The organism is Phormidium sp. CCY1219, assembly GCF_055795085.1.
Window position 1 is genome coordinate 1 of the sequence record NZ_JAYFEQ010000951.1, and the last position, 15,439, is coordinate 15,439.

The 15,439-nt window shown below is 49.9% G+C and carries 13 protein-coding genes and 1 pseudogene; 3 read left to right on the top strand and 11 right to left on the bottom strand.

Annotated elements, in window-relative coordinates:
* The first annotated feature begins 561 nt into the window (after positions 1-561).
* The gene (locus AC0QH1_RS30800) at positions 562-2,496 is read left to right on the top strand and encodes a heavy metal translocating P-type ATPase (RefSeq protein WP_324635264.1); all 1,935 of its coding nucleotides are present in this window, start codon (positions 562-564) and stop codon (positions 2,494-2,496) included.
* A 62-nt stretch (positions 2,497-2,558) separates the two neighbouring features.
* Here AC0QH1_RS30800 and AC0QH1_RS30805 read toward each other — a convergent pair whose 3' ends face one another.
* Both AC0QH1_RS30805 and AC0QH1_RS30810 read right to left on the bottom strand, forming a co-directional pair.
* On the bottom strand, positions 2,559-3,479 hold the full coding sequence (locus AC0QH1_RS30805) for an alpha/beta fold hydrolase (protein WP_324635265.1): 921 nt from the start codon (positions 3,477-3,479) through the stop codon (positions 2,559-2,561).
* 190 nt (positions 3,480-3,669) lie between these two features.
* On the bottom strand, positions 3,670-4,521 hold the full coding sequence (locus AC0QH1_RS30810) for a Uma2 family endonuclease (RefSeq protein ID WP_324635266.1): 852 nt from the start codon (positions 4,519-4,521) through the stop codon (positions 3,670-3,672).
* 262 nt (positions 4,522-4,783) lie between these two features.
* Between AC0QH1_RS30810 and AC0QH1_RS30815 the strand changes: the two are divergent.
* Positions 4,784-4,965, top strand: a pseudogene (locus AC0QH1_RS30815) (Uma2 family endonuclease); the annotation flags it as partial.
* A 262-nt stretch (positions 4,966-5,227) separates the two neighbouring features.
* Here the strand turns inward: AC0QH1_RS30815 and folE are convergent.
* The 9 genes from folE to AC0QH1_RS30860 form a co-directional block, all read right to left on the bottom strand.
* On the bottom strand, positions 5,228-5,851 hold the full coding sequence (gene folE, locus AC0QH1_RS30820) for a GTP cyclohydrolase I FolE (protein ID WP_324635287.1): 624 nt from the start codon (positions 5,849-5,851) through the stop codon (positions 5,228-5,230).
* Between the two features lie 137 nt (positions 5,852-5,988).
* On the bottom strand, positions 5,989-6,429 hold the full coding sequence (locus AC0QH1_RS30825; RefSeq protein WP_324635267.1) for a SufE family protein: 441 nt from the start codon (positions 6,427-6,429) through the stop codon (positions 5,989-5,991).
* A 63-nt stretch (positions 6,430-6,492) separates the two neighbouring features.
* Complete coding sequence (locus AC0QH1_RS30830) at positions 6,493-7,602, bottom strand: WD40 repeat domain-containing protein (RefSeq protein ID WP_324635268.1); 1,110 nt, start codon at positions 7,600-7,602, stop codon at positions 6,493-6,495.
* On the bottom strand, positions 7,590-8,558 hold the full coding sequence (locus tag AC0QH1_RS30835; RefSeq protein ID WP_442957398.1) for a CobW family GTP-binding protein: 969 nt from the start codon (positions 8,556-8,558) through the stop codon (positions 7,590-7,592). Before AC0QH1_RS30835 ends, AC0QH1_RS30830 begins: the two co-directional genes overlap by 13 nt.
* Before the next feature lie 142 nt (positions 8,559-8,700).
* Positions 8,701-9,702 carry a porphobilinogen synthase gene (gene hemB, locus AC0QH1_RS30840; RefSeq protein ID WP_324635289.1) on the bottom strand — a complete coding sequence of 334 codons (1,002 nt, stop codon included), beginning with the start codon at positions 9,700-9,702 and terminating at the stop codon, positions 8,701-8,703.
* Positions 9,703-10,028: 326 nt separating this feature from the next.
* Entirely contained in the window at positions 10,029-10,769 is a 741-nt protein-coding gene (locus AC0QH1_RS30845; RefSeq protein ID WP_324635269.1) for a metallophosphatase, read from the bottom strand.
* Positions 10,770-10,803: 34 nt separating this feature from the next.
* Positions 10,804-11,613: a metallophosphoesterase family protein gene (locus AC0QH1_RS30850; protein ID WP_324635270.1), complete on the bottom strand. Its 810-nt coding sequence runs from the start codon at positions 11,611-11,613 to the stop codon at positions 10,804-10,806.
* On the bottom strand, positions 11,613-12,368 hold the full coding sequence (locus tag AC0QH1_RS30855) for a GTP-binding protein (protein WP_324635271.1): 756 nt from the start codon (positions 12,366-12,368) through the stop codon (positions 11,613-11,615). The genes AC0QH1_RS30850 and AC0QH1_RS30855 overlap by 1 nt, the downstream gene beginning before the upstream one ends.
* A 156-nt stretch (positions 12,369-12,524) precedes the next feature.
* On the bottom strand, positions 12,525-14,174 hold the full coding sequence (locus AC0QH1_RS30860; protein WP_324635272.1) for an iron uptake porin: 1,650 nt from the start codon (positions 14,172-14,174) through the stop codon (positions 12,525-12,527).
* Positions 14,175-14,333: 159 nt separating this feature from the next.
* On the opposite strand from AC0QH1_RS30860, the gene AC0QH1_RS30865 reads away from it, so the two are divergent.
* The gene (locus AC0QH1_RS30865; protein ID WP_324635273.1) at positions 14,334-15,428 is read left to right on the top strand and encodes a metal ABC transporter solute-binding protein, Zn/Mn family; all 1,095 of its coding nucleotides are present in this window, start codon (positions 14,334-14,336) and stop codon (positions 15,426-15,428) included.
* Positions 15,429-15,439: the final 11 nt, after the last annotated feature.

Consider the following 15,439-nt stretch of genomic DNA (forward strand, 5'->3'; position numbering starts at 1 on the left):
TCGTAGGGCTTAGGCTGGTCAGCTACCTAAAGTCAGGGGCTAGAAGCCCCGTCTCTTTAGAGCGGGGTGCTGACTTGGCTGCTCCTGATTGACGCCCTCCGGGTTTAGCAACCATTGAGTTGTTCTACTCGAGGGAGTCGAAATTCGTTCTTTCTATTTATATCGCATTTTTCCAGTTTTATAACCAGTTTTTACAATAATTAACACAATTGCTAGTTTTTAGTGTTAACTCGGGGCGCGTCGGCAGGGGAGTGCAAAACTCGATACGCCCTCCCAGCGCCCGTTATGGGCGTATATCCGAGAATGAGCTTGGCCGAAAATGGCCCCAAAGCATCGAGAAAATTTCGCAGTTAAAGGGAAGCGAATCCCTCGGGAGAGCGATCGCTCCCCCAAAGGTTACAAAATATTAAAATATCGTTAAATAATCGATTGACAAACCGGGAGGGTACCCCCATCAGTTATAATACAAAAATTCGAGCGGAGAGGCTCACGAATCTGCGAGAGCGCCCTCTCCAATCCTTGCGAGAAACCTCACCCCGGCGATTAAATCCTCAACCAACCATGAATCAGAAGTTATTGTATAGAAATTCCCTGGCGCTTTTGTACCAAAAGTATCCAGAAGCAGCGGCAGCCCTCGCTTGTGGCATTCTCCTGTGCGGAGGATGGTTAGCGCTGCACTTCGGCGGGGTCGGAGTCGCCCTGTTACTGTTAAGCGCCGGCTATTGCATCGGCGGCTATCAAAGTGCGAAGGAAGGACTCGCCACTTTATGGGAAGAAAAAGAACTCGATGTAGATTTACTGATGATCGTTGCCGCCTTGGGGGCGGCGGCGTTAGGATTATGGCAAGCAGACTACTTCTTAATTATCGATGGAGCGGTGCTGATTTTGATTTTTGCGATTAGCGGTGCGTTAGAAGATATTGCCATGCAGCGAACCGATCGCAACATTCGCACCTTGATGGCGGTGACGCCGGATACAGCGCGGGCGATCGTGGGCGGAGAAGAACGAGAAATCGCGATCGCACAGTTACAAATCGGCGATATCGTCTTAGTCAAACCCGGAGAACTGATTCCCACCGATGGTGAGATAGTAGAAGGAAAGGGGTCGGTGAATCAAGCCCCAATTACCGGCGAATCGTTACCGGTAGATAAAACCATCGGCGATCGGGTCTTTGCCGGCACCTTAAATGGCAATGGAGTCTTGCGCGTCAGCGTCGATCGCGCCCCAGAAAGCAGCCTGATTCAGCGCGTCATTCGCTTAGTCGAACAAGCACAAACCGACGCCCCTCCCTCCCAAGAATTTATCGAGGCATTCGAGCGAACCTATGCTAAAGTTATTGTAGCGGTGGGATTGCTGCTCGCGTGGGTGCCGCCGATTTGGTTTGGCTGGAGCTGGGAAACCACCATTTACCGCGCATTAATCTTTTTAGTTGTCGCCTCTCCTTGTGCATTGATGGCATCAATTATGCCTGCCTTACTCTCCGGAATTGCCAATGGAGCAAGACAGGGAATTTTATTTAAAAATGGCGCGCAGTTAGAAAAAATCGGCACGGTAAAAGCAGTGGCATTTGATAAAACCGGAACCCTGACCACTGGCGACATTCAAGTAAAGCGAATTATCCCCGCCAGCGGATACTCGGAAAGCGAAGTATTGCGCTTAGCCGCCGCCTTAGAATCCTGTTCCGAACATCCCATCGGTGAAGCGATCGCCAGTACCGCCAAAGCCCAATCCCTCTCCTGGGAAGCCGCCACTCAAGTGCAAGCGCAAACCGGGCACGGGATTTCCGGAGAAGTAGGCGACGAAAAAATTTGGGTAGGAAAAAGCAGTTTTTTGCGCGATATCGTTCCCGAATTGCCTCAAGAATTGTGCCAAAAAAGCGCCTGTTTAGAATCCGTTGGACAAACCGTAGTTTGGGTAGCAAAATCCGGGAAAATTATCGGCTTAATTTCCCTCGCCGACACCCTGCGCCCTCACGCCCGCCCAATGATGAAACGGTTAAAGAAACTGGGCATCCAACAGATAGTCATGCTCACCGGCGACAACCAACAAACCGCCAATAGCGTCGCCAGAGAACTGGGCATCGATCGCTTCTATGCCGACTTGCTTCCCGAAGAGAAACTCACCGTTATTCGACAGCTTCAGAAACAGTATCAAACCGTAGCAATGGTGGGAGATGGGATTAACGATGCTCCCGCTTTAGCCTTAGCCAATATCGGCATTGCAATGGGCGGGGCGGGAAGCGATGTTGCCTTAGAAACTGCCGATATCGTGTTAATGGCAAATCGGCTAGAGAAACTCGATCGCGCCATTGAGTTAGGGCGTCGCGCCAATCGGATTATCAAGCAAAATATGGCCTTTGCTCTCGGGTTTATCGCCCTATTGTTAATCGCCAATTTTGCCGGGAGTCTCAACATGCCCCTGGGGGTGATGGGACATGAGGGTTCTACTTTGTTAGTCACTCTCAGCGGATTGCGCTTGCTGAAAAACTGGGACTAAACTCCTAAAAAGCGGGCGATCGCCCGCTTTAATTCGTTATCCACCGACGGCGATTTTAACTCTTACACAAAGTCCCCAATCGCCTCCAATACAGCAGCGGGATATTCTTCGTGCATTCCCAAAGAACCGGGACGCACTTCTGACAGCACTCCCGGTAACTGCGTCAGGGTTTGCATTTCGGTTCTCGACCCCGAGGGAACGCGATCGCCGATAATCACTTTCACCGGCACCGGTAAGGGTTGAAAGTATCCGAGAAACTCGGCGCGATCGCTTGCCGGATCCAGGGTGCCGGTAACAAAAGCCACCGGTGCAAATCTACCCCCCGCGTGTTGGGTATTCTCCTGTTTCTGCGCGATAAACTCCGGGGTTAAATGTGCCTTATCCACAAACACATGCTGTTCGTACATGAATTGCAAAAAGGCCGGTTGGGTATTGAGATCGTAAAGCAAATCGCCAAGAACCGGGGTGCGAACCATTTCTCGGACAAAATCTCGCACCGGATCCGGCACTCCCATAACCCGCAGGGGACCGCGCCACGTGGGGGCGACTAACACCACTTTGTCTACCCGTTCTGGCTGCATTTTCGCCAGTCGCATGGCGTACCCGGAAGCATGACCCGCCGCTACAATCGCGATCGGGCGATCGAAGGTGGATGCAACGAAATCCGCCAGAAATTGATGGTATAATTGCGGGCAATAGTCGAGGGCGGGGCGATCGGAGTCGCCAAATCCCGGCCAATCTAAGGCCACCACTTGAAAGCGATCGGATAATCCTGCGGCAATTTCGCGCATTTCCCCGCGACTGGACACGGTACTCAGCGCCGGAAGCAACAGCATCGGCGTCCCTTCTCCCCGCGTTTCGTAAGCAACCGCGATCGCTTGCTGGTTCCAGTGCCAAACATACTTCTGCTTCGTCCCCCCAATGCTAGTATAGCTGGAAGCTACGTTGGATGGCGTTGATTGCGTGGTTCCGGTCTTCGTCATAATTGCTCAAACAAAACTCGATTACGGCTATCTATTATCTTATCTCATATCCGCTCATTCCATAAGTCTGAAAAATCCCCTGGGTCAGGGTAGGGCTAAATGCGGACTGAGCTGCTCCTACGCGGGCTAGTTTCGATGGGTAATCCACCGGACAGGATATAATCCACCGGAAACCCATCGAAAAATCGCCTTAATCCGGAGAATTTTCTCGGACTTCTTGCACGGTTAAATTCAGCGCTTCCGCAACTTGTTCCACGGTTAATCCCATTGCTAATAACCGGGGAATTGAATCGCGGCGCGCCCGTTCTGCATTTTCCGCCCGTTGGCGTTCGGCTTCGGCCCGTTGGCGTTCGGCTTCGGCCCGTTCGGATCCGGTGAGCAAGAGATTCCCGCGATCGTCCCACCAGCGCAGCCACAGTTGGGTTTGGTTTTGATAGCTACCGTGCCACAACCCCAATTCTACCCCTAAAGGTTCGATCGCATAGTGTCCGCGATCGTTGGGAGACATTTTCTGATAAGAAAAGCCATTGACTAAGCGATAAACTTCTAACTTGCCATTGTTAATTTCGTAAATCCCGTAGTAGGGAACTTTCACGATTTGTTCGTAAACCCAGAATTTTCCCGGTTTGGTCGGTTCTCCCGTTTCGCCTCGTCTTAATGGGGTGCGATCGCGTTCTGCTTCCCCATTTCCCGAAGCAAATTCTAAGGCAATTAGCGGCGAAATATATTCTCGCCACAGCACATAGGAACGGCGAATTTGACCGTCAAGTTTTGGGGGAACATTGGGAACGTAGAACCAATCCGGGGCCTCCGCTCCTTTTTCCGGGGGGTCGGTTTCGCGCCAATAAATGCCGCAATCTTGCCCGATCGCATATTGTCCGTCGGGATGAATGCGTTGCAATACTGGCCCGAGGGAATCGGTGAGCAAAATGCTTTGTGGATGCTCCTGAAAGTTTTTCACAAAAGTACCATCCGACTCGGGTAACTGAGTGTGGTCGGGAAAGGGAGGGGGTAAAATAGTAGGGTCAAGGCTTTGGGTCATGGATTTCCTCCTGATGGGTTGCCTTGTCAATCCGATTTTATCAGTTTAGCACCAGGCATGTGGAAAAAACAGAAGCGCCAGCATTAGGAAAAGATGCCCTTGGTCGCCGATTGGGTATTGCCCCTCGGTCTGACAAGCGATCGCGAAAAACCGAGTGCCTTTTTTTTATATTTTAAACTATAATTAAACCAGAGCGGTCTTTGAAAAAATTCTGTAGTTTCGCAGAGACGCTAAAACTGAGGCGATAGTCGGAGAAGTGTGTATGGTTTCCCACGCTAAAAAAATCGTTTACCCCGACAGTGACGGACAGCCAATCGCAGATAACACCCTTCAATTTCGCTGGATTGTGACCATCACAGAAAACCTGAAACTGCTGTTAGGCGACAATCCGGATGTTTTTGGAGCCATTTGCGCTGGTATCCGGTGGAAGGAAATAACAAACTTACGCCCCAGACCTGTTGGATGTAACCGCCAAAAACCGATCGCGGGTCTCCACGAGCGGTATTTTTCAGGAAGTGAGATATATAGAATTTTGTAGCACTTTCATCCATAAAAAAATGGCTGACTAAAAAGCAGCCAAATCATTTTGCATATCGAATGTAGGGAGGGATAGTTTCCTGAAGTTCCCAGCATCCTCTGGGAACCCCAGTCAAAGGAATCTCGATATCATCCCATGATTTGACAACGGCCTGGATCGGGTAAGATGTTAGCGGAATGTGGGGGGATGACGAATTAAGGTGAGAAACTCGTGACGAGTTTTCGGATCTTCAGCAAATAGACCCCGCATGGCACTGGTAACCGTCCAAGAACCCGGTTTTTCTACGCCGCGCATCACCATGCACATGTGGGTGGCCTCCACCACCACAGCAACCCCTTGAGGTTTGAGCAATCCTTCGATCGCATCGGCGATTTGTGCGGTTAAGCGTTCTTGCACTTGCAAGCGTCGCGCATACATTTCACAAATTCGGGCAATTTTAGACAATCCAACCACCCGACCTTGTGGAATATAAGCAACGTGAACGCGACCGAGGATCGGCAGAATATGGTGTTCGCAGGAGCTAAAGATATCGATATCCCGAATCAACACCATTTCATCGGTATTTTCTGTAAAAACTGCGCCATTGAGCAATTCGTCAAGGGACTGATGATATCCCTGGGTTAAAAATTTTAACGCTTTGACCATTCGTTTAGGAGTATCGACCAATCCTTCGCGATCGGGATTTTCTCCCAGTCCAATCAGCAGCGTTCGCACTGCCTGAATCATTTCTAATTCAGATACCTGGGATTGAATATTCTCTGAAACAGAAGAGCGCACAGAGGCGGCAGACATTCCATTGGGAAAACTAGATAAACTCATTAGCTTACTGTCCATAAAAAACCGTAAAAGTTAACAACCAAACCCCAGGAGATGGCCAGGGGATTAAGCCATTCTTTTGGATGGCGACTCGAATCGGGCATCGTCAGGGTTTAAGGCGAATGCAGTGAAGAAGTATTTTGCAAGACCATTGCTTTTTGTTGTAACTTCTTAAATATATTGTAAAAGCCATTAGACCGAGAGGGGGTTAAACTGACAGGTAAGCCAGTTTGGTGAATAAAGCTAGGGGATAGGTTGATAATTTCTGTGGGAGTTAGTCCATTTAAGCCTTCGATTAACAAGGCGAGCAATCCCTTAGATATCTGAGCATCGGAATCTCCTTGAAAATAGATTTTTCCGTTCTGGAAGTAAGCGGTAATATAAACTTGGGAAATGCAGCCAGGGACTTTGTTTTCTGGACTTTTGCCTTCTTCGGGAAAAGGTGGTAGATGTTTGGCGTACCACAGCAACTGTTCGTAACGCTTTTTGACATCGGAGTGGCGCTGAAAGCGTTGGACGATTTGAGCTAGTTTTTCTGGTAAAGGTGCAGACATGGCAGAGATTTTCTTAACAAATACAACAGGGTTGGGTTTAGGTTTGATGCGGAGAAGAAAGGCTTAATTAGGCCAAGAGCGGGCAAATTTTTGACCGGGATTGGATTGAGACCAAATGAGTAATTCTCCGTTAGCACCAGCAGCGGCGAGAAATTCATTTTTGGGATGCCATGCTAAACAGGAAAAACCATCTGGCGCACCGGGAAGCATTTGCCACACCTGTTCTGCATCGTACCAGATACAGACTTGACCGTCCTCGGCGGCGGAGGCGAGATGAAACGTTTGCGGTTGAAAGGCGATCGCCTGAACCACGTCGAGATGTCCGCTTAATTCCCAACCGTCCCATCCGATACTTTCGTCGAACTGCTTTTCCCAGATTGTCACTTGTTCCGCACTGGCGATCGCCAGCAACGGCGCACCAAGTGTAGTGGGTCGATCGGACCAGGCCAGTTGCCGCACTTTGCCCTCAAACCCGAGCATACTCCAAGAGTCAGGATTGCTGAAAGACAGCACAAGCACCGAGTTATCGAGATTTCCAGCAGCAAGAAACTCTCCATCTACAGACCAAGCGATCGCCACTGATGCTGACGGTAGATCTAAGTGATAAGGCGACTTGTGCCAATCTCGCCGATCCCAAACTTTTACCCCTAGATTGCCGCCGATCGCCAAATATTCTCCACCGGGTTGCCAAGCGATCGCTAAAATGCTAGAGGTCTCAAAATTCAGCCTCGCCAGATTTTCTTTTCTCCCTGCATCCCAGACGATCGCTTCGGATCCCACATTAAATGCGAGCCAATTTTCTTTTGGACTCCAGCATAATTTATCGATCCAATTCCCCCATTCTAGAGTGGCTATTAATTCCCCTTCTTTTGCATCAACTTGCCAAACTTTTACCTTTCCCTCTTGTCCACCTGCTGCGACAAACTTTCCATCACCGGAAATCGAGATACAATCCATCGACCCCCCGGTTTTATCTTGCAAGTATTTCAACGATGGCTCCGGGAAATTGTCACATACTACCACCTCACCCGCTGCGGAAATTGCCGCTAAAAATTTTCCGTCTGGCGACCAAGTTAAACCAGTCACGTAATCGGATAACATAGCTTGCCAGTGTTTTCGCCAAGGAGGCGAAACGCCGATTTTGGGTTGCTTATCTTGTCCTAAACTAAACAACTTTTTAGCCCCTCTTCTAATTGGATTTTGTTCAATTCGCGACCGATAAATACCAGTTCGTTTTTGCGGGTTTCTTGGGGTTTCCACCGTCGGTCACGAGCGCCATCAAATAACATATGCACCCCTTGGAACACAAAGCGATCGTCTTCCCCAGCCAGATGGAAAATTCCCTTCATCCGAAAGATGTTCTGCCCTTGATTTTGCAACAATTCCGCCAGCCAGTTGTTGAGCTTCTCTCCATCCAATGCACCGGGTTCTACCAGGGCGATGGAACTCAAGGTTTCATCATGTTCGTGGGCGTCTTCAGTTAAAAAATTTGGAGCGATTTCCAGCGCTCGATTGAGGTCGAAAGCGCTGACTCCCAGGAGGGCATTCATCTCCACTTGACTCTGGTGAGTGCGATAGATTTTAGCGAGTGCATTTATCCTTCGGATTCGCTTTTCTAGTCTGACTAATTCTTCTTCGTTAGCTAGGTCAATTTTGTTAATTAAAATGACATCAGCAAAGGCGAGTTGCTCCTGCAATTCGCTGCTTTCCCAGTGCTGCCAAATATGTTTGGCATCCACCAGGGTCACTACTGCATCGATCGACAGGCGCGATCGCAGATCTTCATCCAGAAAAAAGCTCTGAATCACCGGTCCGGGATCTGCCAGTCCCGTGGTCTCGATCGCAATCCGCTCGAATTTGTGGCGTCGCTTCATTAAATTACCGATAATCCGAATCAAATCGCCGCGCACGGTACAGCACAAACAGCCATTGTTCATCGCGAATATTTCTTCATCGGTATCGATGACCAGTTGGTTATCGATACCCACCGCTCCAAACTCGTTGACAATCACTGCCACTTTTTTGCCATGTTGGTGGGTGAGAATGCGGTTGAGCAAAGTGGTTTTCCCACTCCCGAGATAACCCGAGATGACCGTCACGGGAACTTTATTCCTCTCTATCGCTTGCACTATATTCGTCCCTCCTTTACTAAAAGGATAATCATGGTCAATCAGAGCGTATGGCAAGGAAAATACCAAGTCTCGGATTTTCCCGAGGTCTATAAGATAAACAAAGGGCGCGCCGGGATTCTGGCGAAAATCCAGGGCACAATTATTGCAACATCAGCGCCACTTCTGGAGCAAAATAAGTCAAAATCAAATCTGCACCTGCCCGTTTCATGCTCGTTAAAGTTTCTAAAATCACTGTTTTCTCATCGATCCAACCCTGTTGAGCCGCCGCTTTAATTAACGCATACTCGCCACTCACATTATAAGCCGCCACCGGCAGATGAGTGGATTGTTTGATTTTGGCGATAATGTCTAAATAGGCTAAAGCCGGTTTGACCATCAAGATATCTGCCCCTTCAGCAATATCGAGCGCCACTTCTTTCAATGCTTCTCGGGCATTTGCCGGATCCATTTGATAGGTTTTCTTGTCTCCAAATTTAGGTGCGGAATCCAACGCATCGCGAAACGGGCCATAATAAGCCGAAGCATACTTCGCACAATAAGCGAGAATTGCCACATCAAAATAACCTTCAGCATCCATTGCCTTGCGAATCGCTCCGACTCGTCCATCCATCATATCAGACGGTGCTACAATATCCGCACCGGCTTTGGCATGAGAAAGCGCTTGTTTGACTAACACTTCGATCGTGGGGTCGTTGAGAATCTGACCCTTTTCATCTACGATTCCATCATGGCCGTAGGGGGAGTAAGGATCCAAGGCGACATCAGTAATTACCAGAATTTCGGGCCGGACTTGTTTAATGGCTTTTACCGTGCGCTGAACCAGTCCGTCTTCATTGTAGCTTTCCCTGCCATTTTCGTCTTTTTTCGCTTCAGGAATCACTGGAAATAGCGCGATCGCATTGATTCCCAGCTCCGCCACTCGGGCAACTTCTTCTTGTAATAAATCTACTGAGTAGCGGTAGCATTGGGGCATTGATGGAATTTCCACTTTTTGCCCCTCCCCTTCCATGACAAATAGAGGATAAATCAAATCCCGGACACTCAGGTGAGTTTCCTGCACCATGCGTCGCAAAGTAGGGGTGCGACGCAGGCGACGGGGACGCGGAAATATCAATCTTTGTCCTTGAGAATCAGCGGGCATTTTGCTTTCTGGAGAATGGTTTTTTTTAGACATGTTACTTGGGAAATTGTAATTGGCATTCATTTGAAAATTTCACTGAATCATTATACAAAATTTTAACATTTTAACTGTCCGTTAAAGCCTTAATAGTTTGTCGGGTTGGCAGTTCGAGAACAGATGCGGGATTGGTACCTCTGAGAGTGGCGATGCCCACCCTACCCTCTGCAATTATTTTTGCACGAGTACATAATATCGAGCAATATCGCCAGCATTAGAAGACGGTTAGGGCCAGTGCAGAATTCAAAAACCTACAGAGCGGTTTTTAGCTTTCAACTGGGTTGCGAGACTCAAGCTACCAGAGGCGACGAAAATCCTTTTCGAGGACCATAATAAACCGTTTTAAACTCGATTCCGCCGCTGTTTGGATTGAAAAGGGTATAAGTAGCTTGTCCTGGGATGCGTCCCACACGACCCACGCCGATCGCTTGACGAGGATTTGTTTGCATCACTGTTGATTCGGCTTCACTTCGGTTTAATGACGCGAGAGTATCTCGAACCGCTGCGCTTTCAATTTGATACTGAAACGTTAATCCAGACCGACCGCAAAACAGAGAATTTGCGCCGATTCGCATGAGGCGATCTAGAATAACTAAAGGGGAAGTATCGGGGGTAATTTCATCATCAACCCCCAGGGTGCTACCGTGAATCAACAAACAATCGAGTTCCAAGAACCCAAACTCAAGAGAACGAATCCACTGTAGGGTCGAGCGAGAAACAGAATCCCACAGTAACTTGACAGTTGGATAGCCAAACCCTTCGATTAACTGGGTGGGTTCTCCAGTGCGTCCGAGTCCGTGTAAAATCAGACATTGTTCTTCCCACCATCCCTGACAAACTTGCGGTTGCCGTTCGCCGCTGCGGGGATTTATGATGCGTTTGACTAACCGATCGCAGTCCGGATGCGGTCCGACGACATCGCCGATAATATAGAGATTTTCTACTGAATTATTCTGTCTGTGAATATCGGATAGCACCGCTTCATAGGCAGCCAAATTCCCTTCAATACCGCTTAAAATTGCCCAATTCATTAAGAGTCTCCAGTGCAGATAGCCTCAACTTCATTTACCGCTCGCAAATGTGGGTGGGATTATCGGCGCGTTCGGCATATTCCAGACCCTTAGCCAACCGCCACGCAAAAATTTTCGGGAGTCCTTTTTCCACAATTGCCGCACAGGTTTTTTGATAATCGTAGCTGACTTCTTTGAGAGTTACTCGTTCGGTATCGGTATCATAAATACAATAGGTAGCGTTCGGTCGTCCGTGACGCGGTTCCCCTACGGATCCGACATTCACGATGCGTTTGAGTGGGGTGGTGAAAGTTTGTCCTTGTTGGTCGTGATTTTGGGTGATGCGAATTTTTAATTCGCCGGCATCGAGGGTGCGAACGTAGGGAACGTGAGTATGTCCGCAAAAGAGAACATCTGCCTCGGTTGAGAACACTCGTTCTAGAGCGACAAAAGCATCCATATCGGGCAACAAATATTCGTGAGGACTGTTGGGACTCCCGTGAACGAAGGCGAGATTATCTTGACGCAAACTGTGGGGAAGTTGAGCGAGAAATTCGCGATTTTCTGGAGAAATTTCGCGATCGGTCCATTCGTGGGCTAGTTTGCCGCGCCTTTCGGCCAAAACGGAGGGATAGCTACACTCGCAGGCGTTCAATCCTTCCACAATATCTTCATCCCAGCACCCGGCACAAGTGGGAATATTTAAGCGGCGGATACGTTCGATCGCTTGATTGGGAAACGGACCATATCCGACCAGATCCCCCACACAAAAAATCCTATCCACGGATTGCCCCTCGATATGGGCTAAAACGGCGTCTAAGGCGAAAATATTGCCATGAATGCAAGAAATGACGGCGAGTTTCATCACGTAACCTCCTGGGGAAGTTGTAAGTTTTCTTTGATTTGTTCTTGGGAATAAGCGATCGCGGCATCAGAAAGACAGAAATCTTGCAAAGTGCTAACGATCGCTTCTCGATCTAAACCTTCTCCCACCACTTCTATGCCGCTGAAGCGATCGGGTCTTCCGTCTAACCACAGCGGTAAATCGAGCGCCTGAAAATCCACCGCCATGCCATCAGCAACAAAATTGCCGGCAATGCATTGACCGTCAGCCAGTTCAAAAATGCCTTTCACCCGGCTCACCTTCCCATAAGCACCGTGAGTGAGTTCGTACCAAAATACCTCCAAACTCGGCGGATCGAGAATCTCTCCGGTGAGAACGCCGCGAACCATCTCCAGTTTCTCTCCGGAAAGTTCGCTTCTCGGGACAAAGACGACGCGATCGCTCCAATCCTCCCAGGGACTATTTTCCACCCCTTGAGGAACAATGGCAACCCGATCGCACTGATATCGCTCTAAAACCGGGGCGATCGCCTCAAAGTCCAGATGAAATCCTAGCTCGATATAGGCCACCGCATTTTCTGCCAGTTCCAACAATTGGGACTCCTCCCCCACTTTCAAGATTTGCACCTGGGGAAAATTGGCACTTATCCACGTTGGGTCGATGGGCAAAGTGTCAGAACCGGGGCAAAAGTACAGCACTTTCTCCCCTCGGGCAATCTGTTCTCGAATCCAAGTGGTTTTCCCCACACCGCACGGTCCAGCCACAGCAGTAATCATTCCTTCTCCATAAAAATGATAATCGTTCTTAATTATAGCAGACAAGCTGTAGGGTGGCAAACAAGTTGCCCACCCTACCCGTGAAGGTGGTGCGTAAGTCCTGTAGTAAAGACCCTCCCGACCATGAAGCTCGTCCATCGAACCCGCCAAATCCCGTTAAAACAGAAAAATCGTTCGCAGATTGCCGATCCAAATCGGATCGTTATCCGCATCATGTTCCGGATTGACGATCGCCAAAAAACCCGGTTCGATCGCGATTCCCGGAGTCATCTGATACCGATAAAACCCCTCGAAATGAAACGAAGTATCCTCATCCGACTCTCCACCGTCATTATCCGTCACTTTTGGCGGCTGTCCGAGGACGATGCCGGCGCGCGAACCGCGATCGTCCAAATTGGGAGCGGCTAAGGTCACCGCCCAATTAAAAATCGTTGCATCATCCCCCTGGCGAACCCCAACCCCTTCATCTTCAGCACGAGCCAGGGTCAAACCCGCCCATCCGCCGAGAATCAAGTGAGAATCAATCCCCACAGAGGTTTGCACGCCGAAATGGTCTGTAGAAGTTGCCGTTTGACCGAATGGCCGATTTGCCAGTTGGCTGCCGATCGCCCCAGAGACCGCCACCTGCGACCCTGGGGCGTAGGATCGCACGTAAGTCACCCCCACTCTGAAGCGATCGCTCGGTTCAAACGCCACCTGTCCGAGTGCCGCAAAGCGACCGTCAAATAAGCCATTTCCCCCAGTCGGTTCGCTGGCATTGGGGGCGAGATATCCCAAAGATAAAGAAACCGCCGAATTCGGTGAATAAGTCAGGGTCAAGCCCGACCCGCCCAACCCTTGGCGATAAATCGGATTGAAGCGGCCAAATCGAGAAAGCGCCCCAGTAATTTCCGGAGTAAAAAACTCATTAAAAGTCGGCACATTTGCATTAAATCCCCCGCCAACTGCATCCACATTCACCCGCCAGTTTTCCCCCACCGGCAACCGATAAAACATCTTCCCCAAAATAACCGAGCCATTCGTATCCACATCAAAAGCCAACCGAGTCATATTCGTTCCCGTCACCTCTCCCCCCAGTCTAGCTGAATTGGCAGAAACCAAAAACATTTTCAACATATCTTTCCCGGTAAAACTGGTATTAAAAATCAACCGAGACCGATAATCCAACGTCGTATTTGACTCCACCGATTCTCCCGAATCATTGGCTTTTTCGTCCCCCAGTGCGCCGCTGAGAAAAAAGCTAGCTTCGCCGACCAATTGGGTAGTAGCGGAAAACTGATTAGCGGCCAAAGAATCCGTGCGAATTTCTAAAGCATCGACGCGACCTCGTAATGTTGCTAATTCGGCGGAAAATTCGGCTTGCAATTTGCGAATGCGGGATAAATCTTCTCCCTCCAAATCAGCGGCGCGGTTGTCGATCGATTCGGCGATCCGATTGAGACAGAGATTCAAACCCGCCGCAAATTCATAGCGGGTCAGGGGACGATCGCCCTGATAGCGGTTGTCGGGATAGGCTAACAAGCAATTGTACCGTTGGGCAAGGGACTGTAAAGCAGCAAACGCCCAGTCTGTGGGTTGAACGTCACTAAGATCCGACACCGAGTTCACCTGTTCCAGGGGGGAGGGGGTTTGCTGGGACAGGTGAAGGAGGTTCGAGGGTGTCAGCGAGGCCCTCGGACCGCGATCTGGGGAAGACGCCGACTGCGCCGATCCGGGCACCGGAGTCGAGAGGAACAAAGTTGCCGCGATCGTCACCGTGGCGATCGCGGTTCTGCTTGATTGTTGCCAGAGCACCCAAAATACCATCTAATTTCCTCACACTATAAGGTTATCCCCAAGCCCATCGGCTTTGGATCCAACAAAGAGGGAGTCCATCGGCGATCGCCTTTTTTTAGTGGGCATCGCTGACGACTCCTTTTTATAGTATGATAATCATTATCAAAATAAAGTCAAGGAAAATTTCCGATGAAAATCCAGCGATTGTTTTGGATCCATCCCTCCCGACGGGGGAGTGGGGAGAGCGAAACCCAGTCCCCGCGCCGGCAAAACTCAGTTGCCCCTAAGCTTGCGAGTACGGGGAGGATGAAACCCTGGCGGGTTGCGATCGCCGTGCTGTGTTTTGCGGTGGTGCCCCTGGAGGGATGCCAACAGAATCCAAAATCGGAATTGAGAGCGCAAACGGATCCATTAGATATCGCCGTCAGCATTTTGCCGCAGAAATACTTTGTCCAGCGGGTTGGCGGCGAAAACGTGAGGGTGAATGTCTTGGTGGAACCGGGGGCTTCGCCGGCAACCTACGAGCCAAAACCCTCTCAGTTGCGGGCGTTGAGCGAGGCAGAGGCGTACTTTCGCATCCGCGTCCCCTTTGAAAATGCCTGGATGGACAAAATCCAGGCGGCTAACCCGCAGATGCGGTTGGTAGATACCACACAAGATATCGAGCGGATGCCGATGAGCGCCCATTCGCACCACGGATCCGGGGGTCATCAACAGGATGCCAATCCGGATCCGCACGTATGGCTCTCACCCGCATTAGTCAAGATCCAGGCACAGACAATTTACGATACCTTGGCAGAACTCGACCCGCCGAGACAAGCAGAATATCGACAAAATCTAGAACGGTTTATCGCCGACATTGGGGGACTCGAAGCCGAAATTCGCGCCTCCCTTGCCAATTTGCAGCAGCGGAAATTCATGGTTTTCCATCCCGCGTGGGGTTACTTCGCCCGGGAATACGATTTAGAGATGATTCCCATCGAGATTGGCGGTACCGAACCGAGTGCGGCGGAGATGGCACAGTTAATCGCACGGGCGAAACAGGAGAATATACAGGTGATTTTTGCCCAGCCTCAGTTTAGCACCAAAGCTGCCGAAACGATCGCCAATGAAATTGGAGGGGAAGTGATTCTCATCAATCCCCTCGCCCCGGATTGGCTGGAGAACTTGGGCGCGATCGCCAGTACATTCTCGCGGGTATTAAGCGAGGGGAGATCGACCATTCGCGTTGGAGTGTTACCCTTTCCCCGCCAACCGCGTCCCGTAGCGATGAACATTCGTTAGGGGAGTCAGTT